General features: G+C 62.5%; 25 protein-coding genes, 1 tRNA gene and 1 riboswitch. Of the genes, 13 read left to right on the forward strand and 13 right to left on the reverse strand.

The features are described 5' to 3' along the window. Positions 1-12 precede the first annotated feature (12 nt). The 4 genes from DFO58_RS15440 to DFO58_RS15455 all read right to left on the reverse strand — a co-directional run bounded on the left by DFO58_RS15440 (position 13) and on the right by DFO58_RS15455 (position 3,140). Positions 13-735 (reverse strand): LysR family transcriptional regulator substrate-binding protein, encoded by a 723-nt coding sequence (locus DFO58_RS15440; protein ID WP_147407302.1) that lies wholly within the window; start codon positions 733-735, stop codon positions 13-15. Positions 736-834: 99 nt separating this feature from the next. Then, the gene (locus DFO58_RS15445; RefSeq protein ID WP_053797112.1) at positions 835-1,266 is read right to left on the reverse strand and encodes a universal stress protein; all 432 of its coding nucleotides are present in this window, start codon (positions 1,264-1,266) and stop codon (positions 835-837) included. A gap of 56 nt (positions 1,267-1,322) precedes the next feature. Further along, positions 1,323-2,021, reverse strand: a complete 699-nt coding sequence (locus tag DFO58_RS15450) for a dienelactone hydrolase family protein (protein ID WP_120991614.1) — start codon at positions 2,019-2,021, stop codon at positions 1,323-1,325. Between the two features lie 135 nt (positions 2,022-2,156). Beyond that, complete coding sequence (locus tag DFO58_RS15455) at positions 2,157-3,140, reverse strand: nucleoside hydrolase (RefSeq protein WP_047120595.1); 984 nt, start codon at positions 3,138-3,140, stop codon at positions 2,157-2,159. A gap of 139 nt (positions 3,141-3,279) precedes the next feature. On the opposite strand from DFO58_RS15455, the gene DFO58_RS15460 reads away from it, so the two are divergent. Both DFO58_RS15460 and DFO58_RS18585 read left to right on the forward strand, forming a co-directional pair. Then, positions 3,280-4,329: a LacI family DNA-binding transcriptional regulator gene (locus DFO58_RS15460; protein ID WP_047120594.1), complete on the forward strand. Its 1,050-nt coding sequence runs from the start codon at positions 3,280-3,282 to the stop codon at positions 4,327-4,329. Between the two features lie 2 nt (positions 4,330-4,331). Continuing rightward, entirely contained in the window at positions 4,332-4,496 is a 165-nt protein-coding gene (locus tag DFO58_RS18585; RefSeq protein ID WP_157359268.1) for a hypothetical protein, read from the forward strand. Here the strand turns inward: DFO58_RS18585 and DFO58_RS15465 are convergent. Continuing rightward, on the reverse strand, positions 4,493-5,029 hold the full coding sequence (locus DFO58_RS15465) for a YdeI/OmpD-associated family protein (protein WP_120991615.1): 537 nt from the start codon (positions 5,027-5,029) through the stop codon (positions 4,493-4,495). The genes DFO58_RS18585 and DFO58_RS15465 overlap by 4 nt on opposite strands. A 398-nt stretch (positions 5,030-5,427) precedes the next feature. Here DFO58_RS15465 and DFO58_RS15470 point away from each other — a divergent pair, with 398 nt between their 5' ends. Then, entirely contained in the window at positions 5,428-5,709 is a 282-nt protein-coding gene (locus DFO58_RS15470) for a Pr6Pr family membrane protein (RefSeq protein WP_286163650.1), read from the forward strand. 315 nt (positions 5,710-6,024) lie between these two features. Here DFO58_RS15470 and DFO58_RS15475 read toward each other — a convergent pair. Then, a tRNA-Leu gene (locus DFO58_RS15475) sits at positions 6,025-6,108 on the reverse strand. 282 nt (positions 6,109-6,390) lie between these two features. On the opposite strand from DFO58_RS15475, the gene DFO58_RS15480 reads away from it, so the two are divergent. From DFO58_RS15480 to pknB, 7 genes are read left to right on the forward strand one after another with little or no spacing between them, the layout of a single operon-like run. Then, positions 6,391-7,224, forward strand: coding sequence for a DUF3662 and FHA domain-containing protein (locus tag DFO58_RS15480; RefSeq protein ID WP_053797109.1), 834 nt, complete (start codon positions 6,391-6,393; stop codon positions 7,222-7,224). Beyond that, complete coding sequence (locus DFO58_RS15485) at positions 7,221-7,700, forward strand: FHA domain-containing protein (protein ID WP_047120591.1); 480 nt, start codon at positions 7,221-7,223, stop codon at positions 7,698-7,700. The genes DFO58_RS15480 and DFO58_RS15485 overlap by 4 nt, the downstream gene beginning before the upstream one ends. Before the next feature lie 3 nt (positions 7,701-7,703). Continuing rightward, positions 7,704-9,101 carry a protein phosphatase 2C domain-containing protein gene (locus DFO58_RS15490; RefSeq protein ID WP_047120590.1) on the forward strand — a complete coding sequence of 466 codons (1,398 nt, stop codon included), beginning with the start codon at positions 7,704-7,706 and terminating at the stop codon, positions 9,099-9,101. Next, entirely contained in the window at positions 9,098-10,495 is a 1,398-nt protein-coding gene (locus DFO58_RS15495; RefSeq protein ID WP_047120589.1) for an FtsW/RodA/SpoVE family cell cycle protein, read from the forward strand. The genes DFO58_RS15490 and DFO58_RS15495 overlap by 4 nt, the downstream gene beginning before the upstream one ends. Next, on the forward strand, positions 10,492-11,955 hold the full coding sequence (locus DFO58_RS15500; protein WP_047120588.1) for a penicillin-binding protein 2: 1,464 nt from the start codon (positions 10,492-10,494) through the stop codon (positions 11,953-11,955). Before DFO58_RS15495 ends, DFO58_RS15500 begins: the two co-directional genes overlap by 4 nt. Then, positions 11,952-13,778, forward strand: coding sequence for a protein kinase (locus tag DFO58_RS15505; protein WP_120991616.1), 1,827 nt, complete (start codon positions 11,952-11,954; stop codon positions 13,776-13,778). The genes DFO58_RS15500 and DFO58_RS15505 overlap by 4 nt, the downstream gene beginning before the upstream one ends. Continuing rightward, on the forward strand, positions 13,775-15,709 hold the full coding sequence (gene pknB / locus DFO58_RS15510) for a Stk1 family PASTA domain-containing Ser/Thr kinase (protein WP_120991617.1): 1,935 nt from the start codon (positions 13,775-13,777) through the stop codon (positions 15,707-15,709). The genes DFO58_RS15505 and pknB overlap by 4 nt, the downstream gene beginning before the upstream one ends. Positions 15,710-15,766: 57 nt before the next feature. Here pknB and DFO58_RS15515 read toward each other — a convergent pair whose 3' ends face one another. From DFO58_RS15515 to DFO58_RS15520, 3 genes are read right to left on the reverse strand one after another with little or no spacing between them, the layout of a single operon-like run. Beyond that, positions 15,767-16,411 (reverse strand): aminodeoxychorismate/anthranilate synthase component II, encoded by a 645-nt coding sequence (locus DFO58_RS15515; protein WP_047120585.1) that lies wholly within the window; start codon positions 16,409-16,411, stop codon positions 15,767-15,769. After that, positions 16,408-16,578: a hypothetical protein gene (locus DFO58_RS18590; protein ID WP_047120584.1), complete on the reverse strand. Its 171-nt coding sequence runs from the start codon at positions 16,576-16,578 to the stop codon at positions 16,408-16,410. Before DFO58_RS18590 ends, DFO58_RS15515 begins: the two co-directional genes overlap by 4 nt. 9 nt (positions 16,579-16,587) lie before the next feature. Beyond that, positions 16,588-17,355, reverse strand: a complete 768-nt coding sequence (locus DFO58_RS15520) for a class E sortase (RefSeq protein WP_052772602.1) — start codon at positions 17,353-17,355, stop codon at positions 16,588-16,590. A 221-nt stretch (positions 17,356-17,576) separates the two neighbouring features. Here DFO58_RS15520 and DFO58_RS15525 point away from each other — a divergent pair, with 221 nt between their 5' ends. Next, on the forward strand, positions 17,577-17,831 hold the full coding sequence (locus DFO58_RS15525; protein WP_047120583.1) for a cell division protein CrgA: 255 nt from the start codon (positions 17,577-17,579) through the stop codon (positions 17,829-17,831). A 7-nt stretch (positions 17,832-17,838) separates the two neighbouring features. On the opposite strand, the gene DFO58_RS15530 is transcribed toward DFO58_RS15525, so the two are convergent. Together DFO58_RS15530 and DFO58_RS15535 are read right to left on the reverse strand one after the other, a co-directional pair. Next, the gene (locus DFO58_RS15530) at positions 17,839-18,156 is read right to left on the reverse strand and encodes a multidrug efflux SMR transporter (RefSeq protein WP_047120582.1); all 318 of its coding nucleotides are present in this window, start codon (positions 18,154-18,156) and stop codon (positions 17,839-17,841) included. 14 nt (positions 18,157-18,170) lie between these two features. Beyond that, positions 18,171-18,239, reverse strand: a riboswitch (guanidine-III (ykkC-III) riboswitch). A gap of 2 nt (positions 18,240-18,241) precedes the next feature. Continuing rightward, positions 18,242-19,126, reverse strand: coding sequence for an ArgP/LysG family DNA-binding transcriptional regulator (locus DFO58_RS15535; RefSeq protein WP_047120581.1), 885 nt, complete (start codon positions 19,124-19,126; stop codon positions 18,242-18,244). A gap of 71 nt (positions 19,127-19,197) precedes the next feature. On the opposite strand from DFO58_RS15535, the gene DFO58_RS15540 reads away from it, so the two are divergent. Next, a complete protein-coding gene (locus tag DFO58_RS15540) occupies positions 19,198-19,815 on the forward strand; it encodes a LysE/ArgO family amino acid transporter (protein ID WP_113607272.1) in 618 nt (205 codons plus the stop codon). Positions 19,816-20,296: 481 nt separating this feature from the next. On the opposite strand, the gene DFO58_RS15545 is transcribed toward DFO58_RS15540, so the two are convergent. Together DFO58_RS15545 and DFO58_RS15550 are read right to left on the reverse strand one after the other, a co-directional pair. Continuing rightward, positions 20,297-20,998 (reverse strand): rhomboid family intramembrane serine protease, encoded by a 702-nt coding sequence (locus tag DFO58_RS15545; protein ID WP_052772560.1) that lies wholly within the window; start codon positions 20,996-20,998, stop codon positions 20,297-20,299. Between the two features lie 263 nt (positions 20,999-21,261). Beyond that, positions 21,262-21,807: a peptidylprolyl isomerase gene (locus DFO58_RS15550; RefSeq protein WP_047120578.1), complete on the reverse strand. Its 546-nt coding sequence runs from the start codon at positions 21,805-21,807 to the stop codon at positions 21,262-21,264. Positions 21,808-21,977: 170 nt separating this feature from the next. Here DFO58_RS15550 and DFO58_RS15555 point away from each other — a divergent pair, with 170 nt between their 5' ends. Continuing rightward, the gene (locus tag DFO58_RS15555) at positions 21,978-22,184 is read left to right on the forward strand and encodes a hypothetical protein (protein ID WP_047120577.1); all 207 of its coding nucleotides are present in this window, start codon (positions 21,978-21,980) and stop codon (positions 22,182-22,184) included. The last annotated feature ends 3 nt before the right edge of the window (positions 22,185-22,187 follow it).

Raw genomic sequence — 22,187 nt, forward strand, 5'->3', positions numbered from 1 at the left:
TTGCGCGGGTGTCTAGCGGCGTTTGCGCGGCTTGGAGCCTGAGGCCCGCGCTTTGCTCTTGGCCTGCTGTTTTGCCTTCTTGGCCGCTTCCTGCGCCTTGGCCTTGGCCTTGGCCTTCGCCTGGTCGTTGACCTTCTTCGCCTGCTGCTGGTCCTGGCGCACCGAGGCCTGGCGCGAGGAGTTGGCGCTGCGCCCGCGCACGATGCCGATGAATTCATCCACCAGGGCGGTGTCTTCCATGGCGGCAGGCCAGGCGATGCCGATCTGGGTCGGGTTGCCGTCCTCAATGAGGCGGTAGATGACGTCCTTGCGGTGGAAGAGCCGGGCGATGCTCTGCGGCACGCGGGCCACCTGAGCTCCGGAGGCGACGACCTCCATCGCAACGGGAATGCCGCCGACTTCCTCGGGGTAGTCGGCCAGGTCCAGCTGCGCGAAGCTCCGAACGACCGAGGCCGGGATGGATTCCTCGTAGTACTCCACGTCGTGGTCCTTGGCCGCGCAGACCACTTCCAGTTCCTCGTACAGCGGGATGACGTGGCGGGTTGCGTCCTTGGGCGAGTCACCGCGGTAGCGCACGAACACCGCGTCGGCCTTGCCGTCGGCCAGCAGCTGGAGGATGTCGCCCTCGTCGTGGCGCGCGGCCACCAGCTGGACATCCGGGTAGCGTTCGGCGAAGCGGTCCATCCATTTGCCCGGGGTGACGCCTGCGACGTAGGAAACTCGAAGTTTTTGCACGGTTAAAGCCTACTTGTCTTTGATCTTCGTCGTTTGGGTTAACCGCCGCTGGCGGGCGCCGGGGAAATCCGGCGCCCGCCAGCGGGTGAAGTCTGCTGCTTACTTGTCGGTCTTGACGACCAGCACGTCGCATGGAGCCGAGTGGGCTACCGAAGAGGCGACGGAGCCGAGCACGCGGCCCAGGCCCTTCATGCCCACGTTGCCGACGACGATCAGCGATGCGTTGCGGCCCTCGGCCTCGGAGATCAGGACGTCGCCCGGCTTGCCGTGGCCTGCTGCCGCGGTGATGTTCACGCCCGGAACTGCGCTCTTGACGTCGTTGGCGACGCGCTGGGCCAGCTTGCGGGCCTGCTCGGCGTCGTCCAGGATCCAGGTGTCGGAACCGATGGAGACGACTTCGGTGTTGTCCGATGCGTGCGCGGTGACGACAACCAGTTCGGCGTCCAGCTTGACTGCGAGGCTGGCGGCGCGGCGTGCGGCGCGCTGGGCGGTTTCGGAACCGTCGACGCCGACAATGATGGTCTCAGACATATTTTCTCCTCTATGTAATGATGCTGCTTGCTGTGATGGATACCACTTTATGGGTTTTAAGCGACTTTTTCCTGTAGGAATTCCACGGCGCGCTTCCAGGCGGTGTCGGCCAGCGCAGGATCGTAGTTCCCGGCCGGATTCTCGTCGTTGTGGAAGGCGTGCTTTCCGTCGTAGTAGAAGTAGGTGACTTCGGTACCGGATTCGCGGCGGATCTGCTGTTCCTGCTCGCGCGCCTGGTCGACCGGGTAGAAGTCGTCGAAGTTCGCGTAGTGGCCTTGGACCGCGGCGCTCACGCCGCTGAAGTCGTTGGGCACGCCCTGGCCGACGCCGTAGAACGGCACGGCCGCCGAGATCTTCTCGCCCTGCTGCGCCGCCAGCTGCAGGACGAACCCGCCGCCCATGCAGAAGCCGATGGCCCCGAGCTTCTCGCTGGTGACATTGTCGCTCGCCAGCAGGTAGTCAACTGCACCGGCCAGCAGTTCGGCGCCCTTTTCCTCGGGAAGCTCGGACATCATGCGCCCTGCCTCTTCGCCGTCGTGGGTGATGCTGCCGCCGAAGAGGTCCGGGGCCAGCGCCACGAAGCCCTGGGCGGCCAGGCGGTCTGCGACGTCACGGATGTGGTCGGTCAATCCCCACCACTCCTGGATCACGATGACCCCGGGCCCCTTGCCGGATTCAGGCAGCGCGAGGTATCCGTGCGCTTCGGTCCCGGAGGATTCAAATGCCACGTTCTGGTGCGGGGTTTGTACTGCCATCTCACAACCTTCGTTTCAATGAATACCGCGTTGATTTCAGTCTATAAAACGGATGGCAGAAATTGCATTGACCCTAGTCACATATCAGTGAATCAGCGGTGTGGTGACGGCTACTTCTACGTGGCGGCGCGGAGCTCAGCGGGACGCGGGCTGCGGGAGCTCGACATCACCGATGCGCTCGAGCGCGTCGATGACCAGATTCCAGAATCCTGCGTGGTCCAGGTCTACCGCCACCGAGGTATGGCAATCCTCTGCCGCAGGGGCCCGGAAATCCGCAACGGTCATGCCCAGAGTGAGTTCGCCGCGCAGCTCCACGCTGACCGGGGCCTTGACCGTGCGCACGACGTCGGGGTCGATCACATAGGCCACGGCGCACGGGTCATGCACCGGGGGCGCGTCGAATCCCTGGTTGTCGCGATAGGCCTGGGCGAAGAAATCCATCAGTTCGCGCACGAAGCGGGCCGGGCCGGTGCCGATCTGCTCGATGCGTTCGACGACCTCGGCGGTGGCCAGCGCCTGGTGGGTCAGGTCCAGTCCAACCATGACCACCGGCCACGGTTCGTTGAAGACGATGTGCGCGGCTTCCGGGTCGATCTTGATGTTGAATTCCGCCACGGCGCTCCAGTTGCCGACGTGGTAGCCGCCGCCCATGAGCACCACTTCGCGCACCCGCTGGACGATCCGTGGTTCCTTGCGCACGGCCAGGGCGATGTTGGTCAGGGCTCCGGTGGGCACCAGGGTGACCTCGCCCGGTTCGTGGGCCATGATCGTGTCGATGATCAGGTCCACGGCATGGCGCGGATCGAGCTCGATGTTCGGCACGGGCTGGGCGGGGCCGTCCATGCCCGAATCCCCGTGCACGTCGCCTGCGGTTTCGATGTCGCGCACCAGCGGGCGGGCGCAACCCGAGGCGAACGGGACGCCTGTGATCCCGGCGATGGTCCCGACGGCGAGCGCATTAGCGGTCACCTTGTCCAGGGTCTGGTTGCCCGCCACGGTGGTGACCGCCAGCAGATCGATCTTCGGGCTGCCGTGGGCCAGGAGCATCGCGACAGCATCATCATGGCCTGGATCGCAGTCGAGGATGATCTTGCGAGCGGCAGGTGCCTCATGAGTCATGGTGTGCTGTCCTTCGGGCGCCGGGCGGCGGCCGCCGGCATGGATTACGGTTCTTCCTTGATTCTCCCGGCAACCACCACGATCGTCAAACGCTTAACTATTGCCTTTCAAACGCGGGAATGCGCACTAGTATGGATCCATGAACATTGGGGAAAAATCTGCGGGCAAGCAGCCTCCGCGCCGCGTGACCGCCGCGATGGTCGCCGAGCACGCCGGGGTCTCAACCGCCACCGTGTCGTTGGTGGCCAACGGCAAGTCCGCCGGCCGCGTCTCGAAGCACAACGAGGAACGCGTCCGGGAGGCGATCCGCGAACTCGGCTACTTCGTGGACGGCATCGGCAGCTCGCTGGCCAAGGGAGTCAGCTCGCTGGTCATCCTGGTGGCGCCCGATATTTCGAACCCGTTTTTCGCCAAGGTGATCGCCGGCGTTCGCTCGGTCCTGGGCAACGACTACCAGCTGCTGCTCTCAGTGACCGATGCGGGCATCTCCCCCAGCGCCACCGAGACCCGCCGCCTGCTGGGGCTGCGCCCGGCCGGGCTGCTGGTCCATGCGCCGACCAAGGTGTTCCTGGAAGACCTGGCCGGTCCGCTTCCGCTGGTGGCCTTGGATGCGCCGGGCATCGACCCTTCGATTCCCGCGGTGAACATGGATGTGGCCCAGGGCGCCGAGGCAGTTGTGGCCCATTTCGCCAGCTTGGGGCACACCAAGGCCGCCTATCTGGACGGCAGCACCGGCACCGACACCCTGATGGTTCGCCGCGAAGCCTTCCTCGACGCCGCCGCGCACTACGGCATCGAGGTCCTGCCAGGCAATGTGGCAAGCTCAATGATCGACGTCGGCGCGGCATCCGATGAATTCAGCCGCAACTGGCCGATGTGGGAGTCCTGCGGGGTGACCGCCTTGGCCTGCGCCACGGACACCCAGGCCTTCGGCGTGCTGCACGCGGCGCGCCACCTGGGCATCCGAATCCCCCACCGCCTGGCCGTCACCGGATTCGACGACTTGCCGTACTCGGCCACCTCGAGCCCTTCGATCACCAGCGTCCAGCTCCACGCCACCGAGGTCGGCCGGCAGGCCGCGCTCAAGCTGCGCGAACTGATCGACGGCCAGGCGCCGCAGTCGCTGCAGTCGATGCTTCCAAGCTCCCTTGTGGTCCGCGGCTCCACTACCGCCGACGGCGGGCTGTAGGAGTGCGCAATTCACGGTTCTTCACCGTCGCCACCGCGGTCGTGGCCCTGCTGGTGGTGCTGGGCATGGTGGTCATGAGCAGCGGCGTGCTGGGCCTGATCTTCGATCCCGAGCCGGAGCTCGACACCTACTATCTGCTGAAGGCCGCACTGCCCGGCTGGTCCTAGACGATCAGCTTTCCGCCCTTGGCGACCTCCGGGTCGGTGCAGGAGGACAGGTCGAAGCAGCAGGGACGGCGCTTGCCGTCCAGCAGCTTGGAGATGCTGACCTCCACGCGACGCTGTCTGGTCTGCGGATTCTTGGTCGCGCCGACCCAGCGCACCCACTCCCAGCGCGCCATCGGGGTCAGTCCTGCCCAGGTCCCGTCCAACTCCGGGGTGTCCTTCAGCGCCGCGGAAAGATCCCCCGGCACCTCGGTTTCCGGCCAGCTGCCGCAGAGCTGGGCGGTGAAGGCCAGCTTCGAGCCTGGTTCAGCGTCGATATCCACCGGTCCGCTGCCGTCGATGGACAGCCAGTGCCCCTTGCGCCCGTCCGGGTCGAGCACGACTGTGACCGTGTCGCAGGCACCCGACAGTTCCACCGCAACCTGGCCGCGACTGGGCAGCCGATCGCTGGATTCCTGGTCGAATGCGACGATTCGCCGGTCGGCGATCAGCCGCACGATTCCGGTCAGTTCAAATGCTTCGCCCTTGGCGGCCATCAGCCCATCCCTTCGGTGAATTCCCGAGACTGATTTTATGCCACCGGACCACCGTCGGGAACGCCCCGGCATTGGAACACTCCGCGTTACCAGGATTCTTTTCCCGTGGGGATCACGCGCGCGGCCCCAGGGCTCGACCGGATCAACCAACGCTTCGTGGCTTGCCTGGGCTGCCGTGCGCGGCGTGATGGGCCTACTGCTTCCCGCGGCCTTCGCGGCCAGACCCGGGCCACCATCGAAAGGACCGTAGCGCTCGACCGGGATCCGGTCACCACAATGGCCAATTTCTTCAACTACTGCACGATCCTGTCCAATATCTTCTGCGCCGTGGTGCTGCTGCTTGCCGCATGGCCGATGACCAGCCAGGGCTCGAGGCCGCGTGACACCGCACGGCCGGCCTGCTTGCCTGCGCAACGACCTATATGCACGTCACCGGCGTGGCCTACAACCTGCTGCTCAGGGGCATCATGCTGGATCAGGGCATCACCGTGCCCTGGTCGAACGAGGTCATGCACCTTTTCGGTCCGGTCGTCACGCTTCTCGATGCGCTTTTCGACCCCAAGCCCCGCGCGCTGCCCTGGAAATCCGTGGCCTTGGCGCTCACCTTCCCCCTGGCCTGGCCCGGATACACCTGGATCGGCGCTCCGTTCGCGACGACCCCGGCGACAACTCCGGGGTGATATCCGTACCCTTTCCTCGACCCTCATCCGCAGGGCGGCTTCGGCCCGGTCGCGGGATACGTCACCGGCATCGCCGTGGCCATCGCGGTCCGCGCCTGCGCCGTCAATGCGCGGGGCCGCTGGCGGCACGCCCGGAAGGCGGCTTCTTGATAGCCGACACGAGGCGACCGCCGGAGTAGTCCGCGCCGGGTGAGATCTGCACGACGCAAGAAGGTGTTTTTGCAGACGGCCTTGGGCCGCGAAACAGGTGTTCCAAGGCAAAGAAATAACCTCCGGTTCGAGATTCAGATCTCAAACCGGAGGTTATCCATTTTGTGCGCGAGGGGGGACTTGAACCCCCACGACCTTGCGATCACTGGCACCTGAAGCCAGCGCGTCTACCAATTCCGCCACTCGCGCATATTTACTTTTTCGCTGCCCACTCTCGCGGCAACAAGAATTAGCTTACACACACTTTTACCGATCACCTAATCGAAACGGTACTTTGTGGTCAGCAACACATTTGCAACTTTTTTAATGCCCGCTCCGTTGGCCTATTGCACCACGTGTTCGCCAGCAAATTTCCGGCAATTGCACAGCTGAAAACAGTAAGATCGACAATGAAGTTCCGTGTTCTGGTCGTAATGGCCACCTCAATCGGGGCTCGATAGATATCCAAAAAGGTAGGAAGGAGCGCGAGTAATGGGCTTTCTCGACAAGGTCGAACGAGGCTTGGAGAAGGTCGTCACCAGCTTCTTCCGGGGCACCAGCACCAGCGAGATCAAACCCGTAGAGCTGACCACCGCCCTGCGCAATGAGATGGATCGCGGCATTCTGCCAATTAGCGAGGGCCGCAGCCTGGCGCCGAATGACTTTGTCGTTTCCCTGAGCGAGAAGGACTTCGAGACTGCCAAGGGATGGGGCTCATCCGTCGTCAACGAGCTGGCTAAGGTTACCGCGGAACACGCAAGCACCCAGGGCTACTCGGTGCAGAGCGACATCATGATCCATTTCGTCTCCGACCCGAACTTCAAGGTCGGCGAGATGGAGATCAACGGTTCCATCAAGGATGCCAGCTCCAAACCGGCCGCCTCTGCCCCGGTTCGCGAACCGGCGCCCAAGCCATCGGGCGCCGCCGCAATCCCCCGCGAGCCAGCTTCCCCGAAGACCACCGCCCAGCCGCGCCCAACCAGCCGCCCGAAGCCCGAGCCCGCGGCACCTTCCATCCCCAAGCAGGCGATCTTGGAAGTCGACGGCGAACGTTTCGCATTGCACCATCACTCAATCGTTCTCGGCCGTTCGGCCAGCACCGACATCCCGGTGGACGACTCGGGAGTTTCGCGCCAGCACGTCCGCGTCGAGACCCGCGGACAGAATACCTATGTCGTCTCCGACCTCGGTTCCACCAACGGAACCTACGTTGATGGAAAGAAAATTTCCTCTGAAACCCGTATATTTGACGGTTCAATCATCAATATCGGACAGACGAAGATCGTCTTCCGACTGATTACCACGAACAACGGAGACCATGCATGAATGACCTCGTTCTGAGCCTGCTCCGTTTGGGCTTCCTTGTCCTGATCTGGCTACTCGTTCTCAGCGTGGTCGGGTCGATGCGCCGCGATCTGGCCATCGGCTCGCGGTCGCGCACCGGAAAGCCGAGCGCCCGGGCGCTGAAGAAGAACCCCGAGCTGGCCGAGCCGGAACCGACCACCCGCAAACCCGCAAGCGCATTGCAGATCCTCGAGGGCCCCCTGGCCGGACGCACCATCACCCTGCAGGGGCAGCCGATCCTCTTCGGCCGTGCCCAGGATGCGACGGTGGTCCTGGAAGACGACTACGCCTCGGGACGCCACGCCCGCCTGTTCCCACAGGGCTCGCGCTGGTTCATTGAAGATCTCGGTTCCACCAACGGAACCTTCGTAGGAGACAGCCAGCTGACCCGTGCCCAGGCAGTTGAGCCGGGGCAGCGCATCCGCATTGGGAAGACTGTCTTGGAATTGAAGGCTTAGCCTATGGCTTTGAAGCTTAAATTTGCTGCCAAGTCCGACGTCGGACGAATCCGCAAGAAGAATGACGACTCCGCCTATGTGGGTCAGCACCTCGCGGTACTGGCCGACGGCATGGGCGGCCATGTAGGAGGCGACGTCGCCTCGGCCTCCACCGTGCTGGATCTGGTGCATCTGGACCGTCCAGTGACGGCCGATCCGCAAAATGCGCTGCCGGATGAAATCCAGGCCGCCAATCTCGTCTTGAACGAACTGGTCGGCGCCAATCCCAAGCTTTCCGGCATGGGAACCACCGTGACCTCGCTGCTCCTGTCCGGCTCGACGCTGCACATGGCCCATATCGGCGACTCACGCGCCTACCGCCTGAAAAACGACGTTTTCGAGCAGATCAGCACCGACCACACCTTCGTCCAGCGCCTCGTCGAAGAGGGGCGCATCAGCCGCGCGGAAGCGGAAATCCACCCCCACAAGAACGTGCTCCTGCGCGTGTTGGGCGATTCGGATGCTTCCCCCGAGCTCGACGTCCAGCAGCTGGAGGCAAGCGTCGGCGAACGCTGGATGCTCTGCTCGGATGGCTTGACCGACGCAGTGCCATTGCCGGTCATCGAGGAAATCATCCGTTCGACCCCGGACATGGATCAGGCGGTCAACGACCTGGTCGCGATCACGCTGAAGAACGGCGCACCTGACAACGTCACCGTGGTGATGTTCGAAATCGTGGAAGACCAGGCCCCGGACGGCGATGAACCGGAAGCGCTGGAGCCAGCTCCGGATACCGGCCAGCTGGCAATCGCCGCGGAAGGCGATGTCGAGGCCAGCGCCTCGCTGCTGCGCCACGAGATCTCCCAGCGCCCGCACCTGCTGGTGGGGGCCGCCCAGCTGGCCACGCAGACCGGCCAGATCCCTGTCGTCACCCAGCACACCGGGGAACGCCGCGCAGCCGCCCTGCTCACGCACCGCTCCCCCGCGGCCAGCGGCGTGCTGGATCCCATCGAGGAATCGCTGCCGCATCGACGCTGGCTGATGCCGATCCTGTTGACCTTGACGGCCGTGCTGGTGGTGATCCTGGGGGCCTGGGGCTACATGTGGACACAGACCCAGTACTTCGTCGGCCCGGTGGACGGGAAGGTCGCCATCTACAAGGGCGTGCCGCAGGAGCTCGGCCCGATTTCCCTCTCGGAAATCGACACCGTCAGCTCGGTTCCGCTCGAGGCGCTGCCGGAGTACTCGCGCCAGCGTGTTGAGTCCACCATTCCGGCCGACAGCCGGGAGCACGCCCAGTCAATCATCCAGGAGCTTCTGGTCACCGCGAAGCAGAACTGCCCGGTTCAGGTTCCGGGCAATGCGGACAACCAATCCACGCAAACGCCGTTGCCAAGCTACTGTCAGGAGATCATGCAATGACCGAAGTGCAAACCGCACCGGTGCCTCGGCGCAATCTCGAGCTCCTGCTGCTGCTGCTGGCCCTGTGCGTGGGCGGTGCCGCCTTCTTCCTGGTCGGCAGCGCCACCGAGGACAACGACAGCAAGAACTTTTTGATCCAGATGGGGATCATGGGCGCCCTGGCCCTGATCATCCACGTACTTCTGCGGATTTTCGCCAAGTATGCCGATCCGGTAATACTTCCGATCACCGTGGCGTTGAACTCCCTGGGCCTGGCGATGATCCACCGCATCGACCTGGCCAAGGGCACGTCCCAGTCCAGCCGACAGCTGATGTGGACGGCCATCGCCATCCTGGTCGCGGCCCTGGTGCTGTGGGCGGTGAAGGACCACCGCATCCTGCGGCGTTTCACCTATATCGCGCTGCTGGCATCCATCGTCCTGCTGCTGCTACCGCTGATTCCGTTCCTGGGCGCCACGATCAACGGCGCGCGCATCTGGATCCATGTCGGCCCGTTCTCGCTGCAGCCCGGCGAGCTGGCCAAGATCACCCTGTCGATCTTCTTCGCCGGATATCTTTCGTCGAACCGAGACCTGATCCTGATGGCGGGCCGCAAGGTCGGGCCGCTGCAGCTCCCGCGCATGCGCGACATGGCTCCGATGGTCATCGCCTGGCTGCTGTCCATCGGCGTGCTGGTGGTGCAGCGCGACCTCGGCTCGGCCATCCTGTTCTTCGGCCTGTTCATCCTGATGATCTACGTGGCCACGGCCCGCATCTCCTGGGTCATCATCGGCCTGCTGATGGTGGTGGTCGGCGGCGTATTCGCCGCGCTGACCATGGGCCACGTCGAACGCCGCGTGAACGTCTGGCTCAATGCCTTCGACCCGGAGATCTACCAGGCCCGGGGCGGCAGCGCGCAGATTGTCGAGGGCCTGTTCGGCATGGCCGACGGCGGCCTGTTCGGCACCGGGCTCGGCGGGGGTTCCCCGTACCGCGTCCCGCTGGCCAACTCGGACATGATCATCGCCTCCTTCGGCGAAGAGATCGGCCTGATCGGCGTCACCGCGATCGTCTTGCTGTTCATGCTGCTGGTTTCGCGCGGCCTGCGCGCCGCGCTGGGGGCCCGCGACACCTTCGGCAAGCTGCTGGCCAGCGGCCTGGCCTTCACCCTGGGCCTGCAGTGCGTGGTCATCATCGGTGGCGTCACCCGGCTCATCCCGCTGACCGGCCTGGCCACCCCGTTCATGGCCGCCGGCGGCTCTTCGCTGCTGGCCAACTGGATCATCATCGCCCTGCTCCTGCTCATCTCGCACAATGCCCGCCGCCCCATGAGCGGCACCGTAGGACCTACCGATGAAATCGCAACTCCCTCCACCAGCAGGCTCAAGGACCGGAAGGCGGTGACCAATCAGTGAATCAGGCAATCAAGCGCGTATGGGTCGCCCTGACCGCAATGTTCCTCATCTGCCTCGGCGCGCTGAGCTACATCCAGTTCTTCAACGCCGAAACCCTCAACGACAACGCCCTGAACAAGCGGCAGCTGTTCCGCGAGTTCGATCTTCCGCGCGGCGCCATCTTGGTGGACGGCAAGCCGATCGCCGAGTCGGTGGAAACCGACGACGGCCAGTTCAACTACCAGCGCAAGTACACCGATCCCGAGCTGTATGCGCACCTGACCGGCTACTACTCGCTGGCCAACGGCACCACCCAGCTGGAGTCCGAGCTGAACGACTGGCTGACCGGCTCGAGCTCCGACCTGCTCTTCGACCGCCTGGCCGGAATGTTCACCGGCCAGAAGGCCGAGGGCGCTTCGGTGGAGCTGACCATCGACGGCAAGCTGCAGCAGGCAGCCTATGACGCGATCCCTGACGGCCTGCGCGCCAGCGTGGTGGTCACCGACCCGAAGACCGGCGAAATCCTGAGCATGGTCTCCAAGCCGACCTTCGACACCAACGACCTGGCGGTCCACTCGACCTCCGAAGCGGCCAAGAACATGAAGAAGATCAGCGAGATCGACGGGTTGAGCCCCTACGTCAACCCGGCGATCGGCGACCTGGTCTCCCCCGGCTCCTCATTCAAGATCCTGAGCACGGTTGCCGCGCTCGAGTCCGAGCACTACGACATGAACACCGTGATCAAGAACCCCGCGTCGGTGAACTACCCGGGATCCAGCAACACGATGAACAACTTCTACGAGGGCATCTGCGGACGCCGTTCCGAGGCCACCTTGGAGTTCATCTTCGCGCAGAGCTGCAACACCCCGTACATGGAGATCAGCCAGAAGCTCGGCCTGGAGAAGTTCGCGGACGTGACCGAACGCTTCGGCTTCGGCCAGCAGCTGGACATCCCGCAGTCGGTCACCCCGAGCCAGTTCCCGACCAAGGACATCACTGCGGCGCAGCTGGCCCAGATGGCCATCGGCCAATACAACAACAAGGTCACCCCGCTGCAGATGAACATGGCCGCCATGGCCATCGCGAACGACGGGGTGATCATGAAGCCGAACATGGTCAAGAAGGTCACCGCTCCGGATCTGCGGGTCATCGAGGAACCGAAGCCGGAGAAGTTCTCCACGGCGACGACCCCGGAGGTCGCGGCGGACCTGAAGTCCCTGATGAAGGGCCCCGTGCAGTCGGGCACCGCCATGAACGCTGCGGTTCCGGGTGTCGACCTCCGTGCCAAGACCGGCACGGCCCAGGTGAAGACCCTGGAGGACGGCACGCCGATCGTGAACTCCTGGATCACCGGCTTCGCGCCGGCGGATGATCCGCAGGTCGCCATCACGGTGACAATCCAGCAAGTAGACTACAACACTGGCCACAACACGGCCGGGGCAATCATGAAGAAGATGGTAGAGGCGGTGTTCAACAAGTGAGGCCAATAACCGGCACCACCTTGGGCGGGCGTTACAAGTTGACCGATCGCATTGCAATCGGCGGCATGGGCGAAGTATGGAAAGCGCGGGACCAGGTTCTTGGACGCCTCGTGGCGATCAAGATCCTCAAAGAGGAATACACGAACAACGAGTCGTTCCTGACCCGCTTCCGCGTCGAGGCCCGGCACACCGCGCTGCTGAACCACTCCGGCATCGCCGGCGTCTTCGACTACGGCGAGGAGGAAGGCTCGGCCTACCTGGTCATGGAGCTCGTTCCAGGCCCGCCGCTGTCCACCATCATCGAGCGCGAGCGCAAGCTCGACGTGGACCGGACGCTGTCGCTGATTGCCCAGACCGCGCGGGCTCTGGCCGCCGCCCACGAGCACGGGCTGGTGCACCGCGACGTGAAGCCGGGCAACATCCTGGTCATGCCCTCGGGCACCGTGAAGATCACCGACTTCGGCATCGCCCGCCTTGCCGACCAGGTCCCGCTGACCGCCACCGGACAGGTCATGGGCACCGCCCAGTACCTGGCCCCGGAGCAGGCCACCGGGCAGAACGCCACCGGCAGCTCGGACATCTACGCGCTGGGCGTCATCGGCTACGAATGCCTCGCCGGGCGCCGCCCGTTCACCGGCGAATCGCAGATCGCCATCGCCCTGGCCCAGGTCAACGACGCGCCGCCGCCGCTGCCGGAGACCATCCCGGCCCCGGTGCGCCAGCTGATCATGTCCATGCTGGCCAAGAACCCCGCCGACCGCCCGGAAAACGCCACGGCGCTGGCCAAGGCTGCCGACGCCCTGCGCGCGGGAGACACCAACACCGCGACGCTGGCAGTGCCCGGCATGCTGGCTGCCGGCGTCGCCGATGACGCCACCCAGGCGCTGAACCTCGACGACGATGCGACCCAGGCCTTCTCCGCCGCGGATTCCGCGCCGGCGATGACCAACGCCATGCCCACCGTGGTGGCCCCGGCCAGCCCGGCGCAGAACGAATTCACCGTCTCCAGCGCCGGCGACGGCGAGGGATTCGACGACGAGGACGCCGACGTCCAGGAGTACCACGAGGACCCGGAGCGCAAGCGCAGCCCGTGGGTGATCCCGCTGGTCGCGATCATCGTGCTCGCCGCGCTCATCGGCCTGGCCGCCTGGCTGATCCCAGCGTTCACCGGCGAGAATGGCAAAAATCCTGTAGAGACCGCAAATACACAATCTCCGACAGAGACCGACACTTCCGAAAGTGCATCGGAAACTCCTTCTCTCACGGAGTCCTCGACCCCAACTCAAAAAGAACCATCAACCCCTACCTTGATCGCAATCGATGATGTTTCACTACGCGGCGAAGACGCTTCATACGTTCGCGGTCGACTTAACGAAAAAGGTTTCGAAGTTAGGGAGACATACGAAGAATCATCAGAGACTCCGAATACGGTGATCCTGATATCTCCACGAGGTTCGGCACCGTTTGGTTCTCCTATTACGATCACCATCGCCAAAGCCCCCGAGCGGGCTACCGTTCCTAACGTGGTGGGTATGGACGTCAATGCTGCAATAGCCGATATCAAGGACGCGGGACTTGTCCCATCGACGAAAGAAATCAGCGACTCGGCAGCGGCCGGAACGGTACTTAATCAATCACCGCGCGGAGATGGCTCTGCGGCACCGGGATCGACCGTAAACCTCACGGTTTCTTCCGGGCCGGAAGCTTCTATGGAGCCAAATCCATCACCAACCAAAAATTCCGAATCACCGGATTCCGGCAACACTGGAAAGGCTACCGAATCGGCTACGCCCGATGAAACTGCTCAGAGCGACACGCCATGAGCCAATTTGAACCGTTGCCTGCGGGACTTCCGCGCCTGATCAACGAGCGCTATGAAATCGAGTCGCTGATCGGCCGCGGCGGCATGGCCGACGTCTACCTCGCGACCGACCACGTGCTGGCCCGCCAGGTCGCGGTCAAGGTGCTGCGCCAGGACACTGCCGGCAATCCGATGGTCGTGAACCGCTTCCGCCGCGAAGCCAAGGCCGTGGCCGGGCTCAGCCACCCGAACATCGTCGCGGTCTACGACACCGGACTGCTGCCGGCGACCGACCAGTCTGCGGAGGCGCTGCCCTTCATGGTCATGGAGTACGTCACCGGCCGCACCCTGAAGCAGGTCATCGCCGACGGAGACGTCGACGACCACCATGCGGTCGAGCTGATCCGCGGCGTCTGCTCCGCCCTGGACCACTCGCATTCCAAGAACGTGGTGCACCGCGACATCAAGCCGGCCAACGTCATGGTCACCGAGTCGGGCCATGTGAAGCTGATGGACTTCGGCATCGCGCAGGCGCTGGACAACTCCGCCACGATGACGCAGACCGCCGCGGTGGTCGGCACCGCGCAGTACTTCTCCCCCGAGCAGGCGCGCGGCGAACAGGTCGACTACCGGACGGACATCTACTCGGCCGGCTGCCTGTTCTACGAGCTACTCACCCACAAGCCGCCCTTCACCGGGGATTCGCCGGTGTCGGTGGCCTATCAGCACGTCGGCGAAGCACCGGTCCCGCCCAGCGAGGCCAACCCGGACATCAACCCGATCTACGATCCGATCGTGCTCAAGGTGCTGTCCAAGGACCGTGACGAGCGCTTCCAGTCCGCCGGCGCCTTTGCCGACGCCTTGGAGGACGCCTCCCGCGGCGTGGAATTCCACGAATCCACGGTGCCTACCTACACCATGCCGATCTACGGCACACACGACTCCACCGAGACGCTCTACGCGGCCGAACCGGCCCCGCTGACCAACGAGCACCCGGTATTCGCCACCCGGTCCGAAGCACGTGCCAACGACCAGCCCGGGCACAAGACCAACCGCGGGTTGATCGTGCTGCTGACCATCATCGCGCTACTCGCCGTGGGCATCGCCAGCTTCCTGGTGATCCGTTCAATCCAGGCGGACCAGGAGCGCAAGGCCCCGGTCGCCGTGCCGAGCGTGCTGAACATGTCCGAACAGGACGCCACCAGCCTGCTGCGCAACGCGACGTTCAATGTGAGCGTGAAACACGAATTCAGCGACGAGGTCGACGAGGGCAACGCGACCCGCACCGACCCTGTCACCGGCCAGGAGATCGCCAAGGAATCCACCGTGGATCTGTACATCTCCGACGGCTCGGAGCAGCGCACGATCCCGAAGAACCTTGAAAACCAGTCCGAAACCGCGGCGCGCGATGCGCTGCGCCAGGCCGGGCTCGAGGTCGGCGAGGTCAGCCGCGAGAACTCGGCGACAATTCCGACCGACTGGGTCATCGGCACCAGCCCGGAGCTGGGAGCAAAGGTCAAGGCCGGTTCCAAGGTCGACCTGATCCTGTCCACCGGCCAGGTCACAGTGCCCGCCGCGACCAACATGTCCCAGGATGAAGCGACCAAGGCCCTGACCGCCGAGGACTTCCAGCTCAAGGTCCAGTTCATCGATGTGGAGACCGACGACCACGAGCCAGGCACGCTCTTCGCGCAGGATCCGGCCGCTGGCACCGACGTTGAGCAAGGCAGCCTGGTCAAGATCTCGGTGGCCAAGGAGAAGCCCGAGCAGACTCCGACCCCGACGCCGACCCCTTCGCCGAGCGCTACGGTCAGCGAAGACCCCCAAGACCAGCCTTCCGCATCTGACGATGATAATGGCAAGGGAAACGGTGGAAATAACGGAAACAACAGCAACTCGTCGAATAATGGACGAGATCGAACCCGGCCTACCACCGGTCCGCAGACCGAATAACCGCCATTAAACGCATCGCGCCGGACCAAGGTCCGGCGCGATGCGTTTGACCGCTGTTTATTCGCCGCTGAATAGCGGGCTGAGTGTTGACGCCTTCTCGGCCGCCCCGGCCAGACCGACGAATTCCAGCCAATTGCCGAGCATCTGGTAGCCCTGCTCGGTCAGCACCGACTCCGGGTGGTACTGCAGGCCCCACAGCGGCGCAGCACGGTGCGCCAGCCCCATGATGACGCCTCCCTCGGTCTGGGCAATGATTTCAAGTTCGTCGGGGATGCTCTCGCGCACTGCAGCCAGCGAGTGGTAGCGGGTGGCGGTGAACGGATTCGCCACCTTGGCAAACACCGGATGCTCGTCGTGGGAGACCAGCGAGGTCTTGCCATGCATTAGTTCCTCGGCGTGGGTCACGACCCCGCCATAGGCCTCGGCTAGCGCCTGGTGGCCCAGGCAGACCCCGAGCATCGGCTTGGACTGCTCGCCGCACCACTTGATCAGCTCGATGCTCACGCCGGCGCCTGCCGGGTCGCCCGGGCCGGGGGAAACCAGCACCCCGTCATGCTGGGCGGCCAATTCGGCCGCCTGTGCGAAGGAGAGGTCGTCGTTGCGGTAGACGGTTGTCTGCGCGCCCAGCTCCTGCAAGTACCCCACCAAGGTGTAGACGAAACTGTCATAATTGTCGATCACGAGGATCTTGATGCTGCTCACTGGGTGCTTTGGCCAATCGTCGAGTCGGTGAACGGGCTGATGTACTCATTCAGCCACGGGAAGACATACATCATCAGTAATAGCACGACGGCGGCAATGAGGATCAATGATTCGATAATACGAAGCCACATAGGACCGGGCAGGTTGCGGAAAATCCAGGCGTACATTGTTCTCCCCTAGCTGGTTGCCTTGGCAACAAGATCGCGAATTGCCAATGGCGGCCCGGCATCAAGCGGCCGCCAATCGGTCAGCTCCGAGTATGCGATCATGCGCTGGCGCGTCGTGTACTTCGGGTGGCAGGTGGTCATGGTGAGAATGGAGTCCGTTGGTTCGGCACCCCACTCGTGCGGCACGGGAAGCAGGACCTCCCCATCGGAGGGATTCACGATCTCCGTCTTGGACCAGGTGTAGGTGTAATAGCCGTCCTTGGTCTGGAGGTAGATCTTGTCGCCCTCGTGGAGCTTGTCGATGTCCCAGAACACCTGGCCATGCGTCTGGCGGTGCGCCGCCACCGCGAAGTTTCCCTTTTCTCCGGGCTGCTGGGTGTTCGGGTAGTGCCCGATGCCCAGGTTGTTGATGACGTCGTCCCCCACCCCGTTGGTGACCGGATGGTAGGTTCCGTTCGATCCCCACGTCGGGAAATACATGATGCCGAAGGTCTCCCCCGACCCGAATTCGGACACCGGCGCCGGGCCGTAGTCCTTGCCGTCGTCCTTGACCTCCGGAATGACCACTTCGCCGAGGTTTTGAACCAGATTGTTCGTGACTTCCTGCTGGGCCTGGGCCGAATCGATGTTTGTCCACCACAGTTCCCACGCCACGTAGAGCATGAGCACGATGCCGAGGGTAATCAGCAGCTCACCGAAGAACCCGGCGATCCGGCTACCCACTGACTGCCGAGGGCGGGTCGCTCGGCGGCCTGTCGCGGTTGCGGCACGGTTCACGTCGATCATGCTCCTTGTTTAAGGGCGGGCATCGGTAAAGGCGCAAGCTCCTTGGCGAGGAGTCGTTCCGACTCTCTGGGCAGGACGCATTACCGTTAGTATGGAAGCTACGCAGGAAAACTGGAACGATGCGAACGTTCTCCTGCACCTAGCGTACCGGGAGGATCCAATCGTCTCCCACATGTACTACATTATGCGGAAGAAGCTAAGGGAGCATTCGAGTGCCGGAGTCAAAGCCACGACGCAAGAACAAGCCACAGTCCCAGGAGAACCAGGGATCCCATGCCGTGGATAAGCCGATGCCCGCTTGGTACAAGCCGGTGATGTTCGGCCTGATGCTTCTGGGCCTGGTGTGGATCATGGTCTACTACATTTCCCAGACCCTGTTCCCGATCCCGAACATCGGCGGCTGGAACATCGTCATCGGCTTCGGCATTGCCATGGTTGGATTCTTCATGACCACAGGCTGGAAATAGACCCACATTAGTGGCTGACGGCTTTCAGGCCGATCACGCATCCAACCAGGCCGAGAATGAAAACCATCTTCAAAATGGTCACCGGCTCCTGCCCCGTGGCCATCGAGTAGATGACGGTCAGCGATGCACCGATCCCCACCCAGACCGCGTAGGCGGTTCCGGTGGGGATTTCTTTCATTGCGTAGGCTAGTCCGCCCATGGAAAGCAGCAGTGCCACGAAGAATACGACGGTGGGGACCAGCCGCGACAATCCGTCGCTGAGCCCCAGCGCAGTCGCCCAGACGGCTTCAAAAATCCCGGAAACAATCAAGACAAGCCAGTACATCGCCAGATTCCTTCTCTGGCCGTCTTGTCGTGATCCCGGGTACGGCTCCATCGTCCGGATGCGGACCGAAGTGCCCGCTTGGCATTCAGGTTAGCAAATCCAGGCCGCTCTCGCTGGCCACCTGAAGCAGTGTGGATTCCAAGCGTCCGAGAATCTCCGAATCCACGGACCAGCGCTGAAAATACAACGGGACGTCGATGAACCACCGATCATCGAGCTCTTCGAGCCCGTGAACTTGAGCGAGTTGTTGTTCGGGGACCATCCCCCATCCCATGCCCGCCTGGATCGCGCGCAAGAACTGCCATGAATCCGGAACCATGTGCACTGCCCCGTGCCGCTGGCCCGGATCCAGCCCCAGCTGCTCCAGCAAATGGTGCTGCAACCGATCTTCGCGGTCGAAAATCATCATGGGGGCGGTTAGGAATCCATCGGAGGATCCACGGGCGAAGTGCTCCCGGGCCATCCCGGGGGTGCACGCTGCTCGATAGCGCAACGCGCCGAGCTTGCGGACAGTGCATCCTTGGGCGGCAACCGAGCTATTGGTGACCACCGCGCTGACCCGCCCGCTGCGCAAGGTGTCGAGGGATCGACTCTCATCCATGCGCAGGATCTCGACCGAAACATCGGTCCAGCGGGCCAGCTCGTCGAAAACCGGCGTAAACCAGGTCGATAGCGAGTCGGCATTCACTCCCACGGCGATCTGCTGGTGGCCTGTCAGGGAGATCTCGTAGGAGAATTCTGCGCTCAACGCCGCAATTTGCCGCGCATACCGCAACACCTTGATTCCCTGCTCCGTCGGAACCACAGGACGGCTGCGCACGACCAGCACGGCCCCCAGCCTGTTCTCCAGTGCCTTAATCCGCTGACTCACGGCAGAGGCAGTAATCCCCAGATCAATGGATGCATCATCGAAGCTTCCAGCATCCACGACGGCCAACAGCGTCTGCAGGTGTTCCACATCGAATTTCACATTAGATACCCTAATGCAGAATCAGAAACTTAAGTTCGACATCATCTTGTTGATTTTCGTACTGTCATTCCATGATCAACGCTTCCCTCCTTCTCGGACTCTCGACGGGACTATCGCTCATTGTTGCCATCGGAGCGCAGAACGCGTTTGTCCTGCGACAGGGAATTCGCCGCGAACACATCCTGCTGACGGTGGTGCTTTGCGCACTGTCCGACGTAGTACTCATTTTCGCGGGCATAACCGGCGTGGGCATGGTTGTGGAGCGAGCTCCATGGATCCTGACGATTGCCCGCATCGGCGGAGCAATCTTCCTGATTTGCTATGCTTTTTTTGCACTGCGACGCGCCATCGCTCCATCGGGCATGGATTCGTCGAGCACCTCAGCACCAACCACTGCATGGTCGGTTGCCGCGACGGCGCTGATGCTGACATGGCTCAACCCCCATGTCTACATCGACACGGTGCTCCTGCTCGGCTCCATCGGCGCATCCCAGGGCGAAGCGTCTGGCGCCTTCGCGGTGGGAGCGATGCTGGCAAGCGTGCTTTGGTTTACCGCGCTGGGGTATGCAGCGCGCTTCCTGTCCAGATTCTTCGCCAAGCCCACCGCCTGGCGGGTTCTGGATGGCCTCATCTGCATCTTCATGTCGTCATTCGCCATCATGCTCTTGGCACCACTTTTCACCAGTTAACCAACAACTATCCACACCTATCCACAGGCGTTGTGGATAGCCCGTAGTCACAACTTGTTCACAACGTTATCCACAGATGGGGACAACATGGGCATTTGTGTTTAATTTAGAGCAAAGCTCCATGTCAGAGGGTTTTTATGCAACAAACTAGTTGTGTACAAAAGTTATTAACACTGTGGATCCCTCTTGTGGAAATACCCATTTTACCGAGCAAGCGGTAGCACTCACCTGTTTCGTTTAAAGATTCGAACCGCAGGTTATTAACAGGTTTCCCGTTCGTAGACGCGATATCTACAGCCGTGTTTAAAAGTTATCCACAGCTGGGGAGAAAGGTGTGAGTATCTACGATTCGGGAGGCTTATTCCCTGGGATTGCAGTCAATCCGGGCTATTAATAACTTCGCCGACGCAGAGTTACACGGGTGTAAGTTATTAACAGTGTGGATAAGCAGTGTGGATATCTTTGCTGGCGTGTTTTCGAATCAGGCCAGAGGCCACTTAGCCGATTCGACGGCGAGATAGGTTGAAACAATCATGACCACGCTCAATGCACCCAAGAGCGAAAGCTGAATCTTCGAACGCTGTGGATTACTCCTAGGAATCAACATGATGCAAGAAGCGGCGACAATGCCGGCCACCGCGCCGCCGAGGTGGGCCTGCCATGAGATTCCCGAAACAACGAAGCCGAGGACGACGTTAAGCGCCAGAATAATCGCCATTTGGCGCAGCGCCTGCTTGTTGCCTCGCAGAACTACGAACGTAGCCAGGAAGAGGCCCGCCAAGGCGCCGGAAGCGCCCAGTGTTGCCGTCGTGGCCGGGCTCAGAAGCATGACTCCCAACGAACCGCCCAATGCGCTGAGAAGGTACAGCCATGTGAATCGAAGCCTGCCAAGCCGAGGTTCGAGAAGCATGCCGAAAATGTAGACGCCGTACATGTTCATGAGAATGTGGAGGAACGATCCTGTGGAGTGCGCGAAGGCACTGGTGAGCAGGCGCCATGGTTCGTAGGCCGCGATGGCCGGGATCAGCACCAGATCCTTGGTAAAGCCGGGAATAATCCACTGCAGCAGGTAGACGAACACATTCAGCCCGATGAAAATCATCGTGACCAGGGGTGCGCCGGTGCGCAGACGGCCGCCGAATTGCGTCTTCTGCGTCGGAATATTCTGATTCGCCTGCCTCACGCATTCAACGCACTGAACACCGACGGGTGCAGGGACTTGGCACTGCGGGCAAACTGGACGCCCGCAGCGGTTGCATGAGACATACGAGACCGTCTCTGGATGCCGAAAGCAGGTTGGCTGGGAGTGGCCTTGAGGATTCACTTGCCCGTAAGACATTTGGTTTTCTACCTAGCGTTGGGTTGAACAGTCGTGGTTAAGCATCGAAGGCCCCGTCGACTCCACTAAGGGAATCGCCGGAGCCTTCGAATCGCGGGACGAAGAAGTTACAGGGTCTCGATGTCGATCGAGTTGATAACTACGTCTTCCAGTGGCTTGTCGCGGCCATCGGTGGCAACAGCATTCAGAGCGTCGACAACCTTGCGGGACTCGGCTTCGGTGACTTCACCGAAGATGGTGTGCTTGCCCTGCAGCCAGGTGGTTGGAACGGTGGTGATGAAGAACTGCGAACCGTTGGTGCCGCGGCCCATGCGGATGCCTGCGTTGGCCATGGCCAGCTTGTAAGGCTCGTTGAAGTTCAGTTCCGGGTGGATCTCATCATCGAACTGGTAGCCTGGGCCACCGAAGCCCTGGCCCAGTGGGTCGCCGCCCTGAATCATGAAGTCTGCAATGATGCGGTGGAAAATGGTTCCGCTGTACAGCGGGGTGTTGGTCTTCTTGTCACCGGATTCCGGGTGAACCCACTCCTGCTCACCGGTGGAAAGGCCGACGAAGTTGCTGACAGTCTTTGGAGCGTGGTTGCCGAAAAGATCGACAACGATGTCGCCCAAAGAGGTGTGAATCGTGGCTTTGTGCGTTGCGTTTGCGGTCATGCTCTTATTCTTCCATGAGCACGGCCCGAGCCGCGAAAAGCGGCCTACGCGGTCAGTGAAAATTTCGGGCAATTTTCGATGCACGGCGGCCAAACGCTGGCTCCGGCAGTGGCATGTGCCTAGGCTGGAGGTGTCTGTTCGACAACAGCTTGAATCAAGAGGGAGCAAACATGAGCAAGAAGAGCAATGCTGGAAAGCTACTAGCCGTAGGCCTAATTGCCGGACTCGTCGCATTGCTGGTGGCCGCTTGGAAAGCGTCCAAGCCGGTTGAGGACCCATGGGAAAACGAGCCTGCCAGCGCCGAGCCGCAGCAGCCGGTCGCGTCGCGCGAAGCGACTGTCGACGAAGTACGCGAAATTCTGAGCGAAGACCAGTAACTG

The sequence above is a fragment of the Arthrobacter sp. AG1021 genome (assembly GCF_003633665.1).
Taxonomy (GTDB): domain Bacteria; phylum Actinomycetota; class Actinomycetes; order Actinomycetales; family Micrococcaceae; genus Glutamicibacter; species Glutamicibacter soli.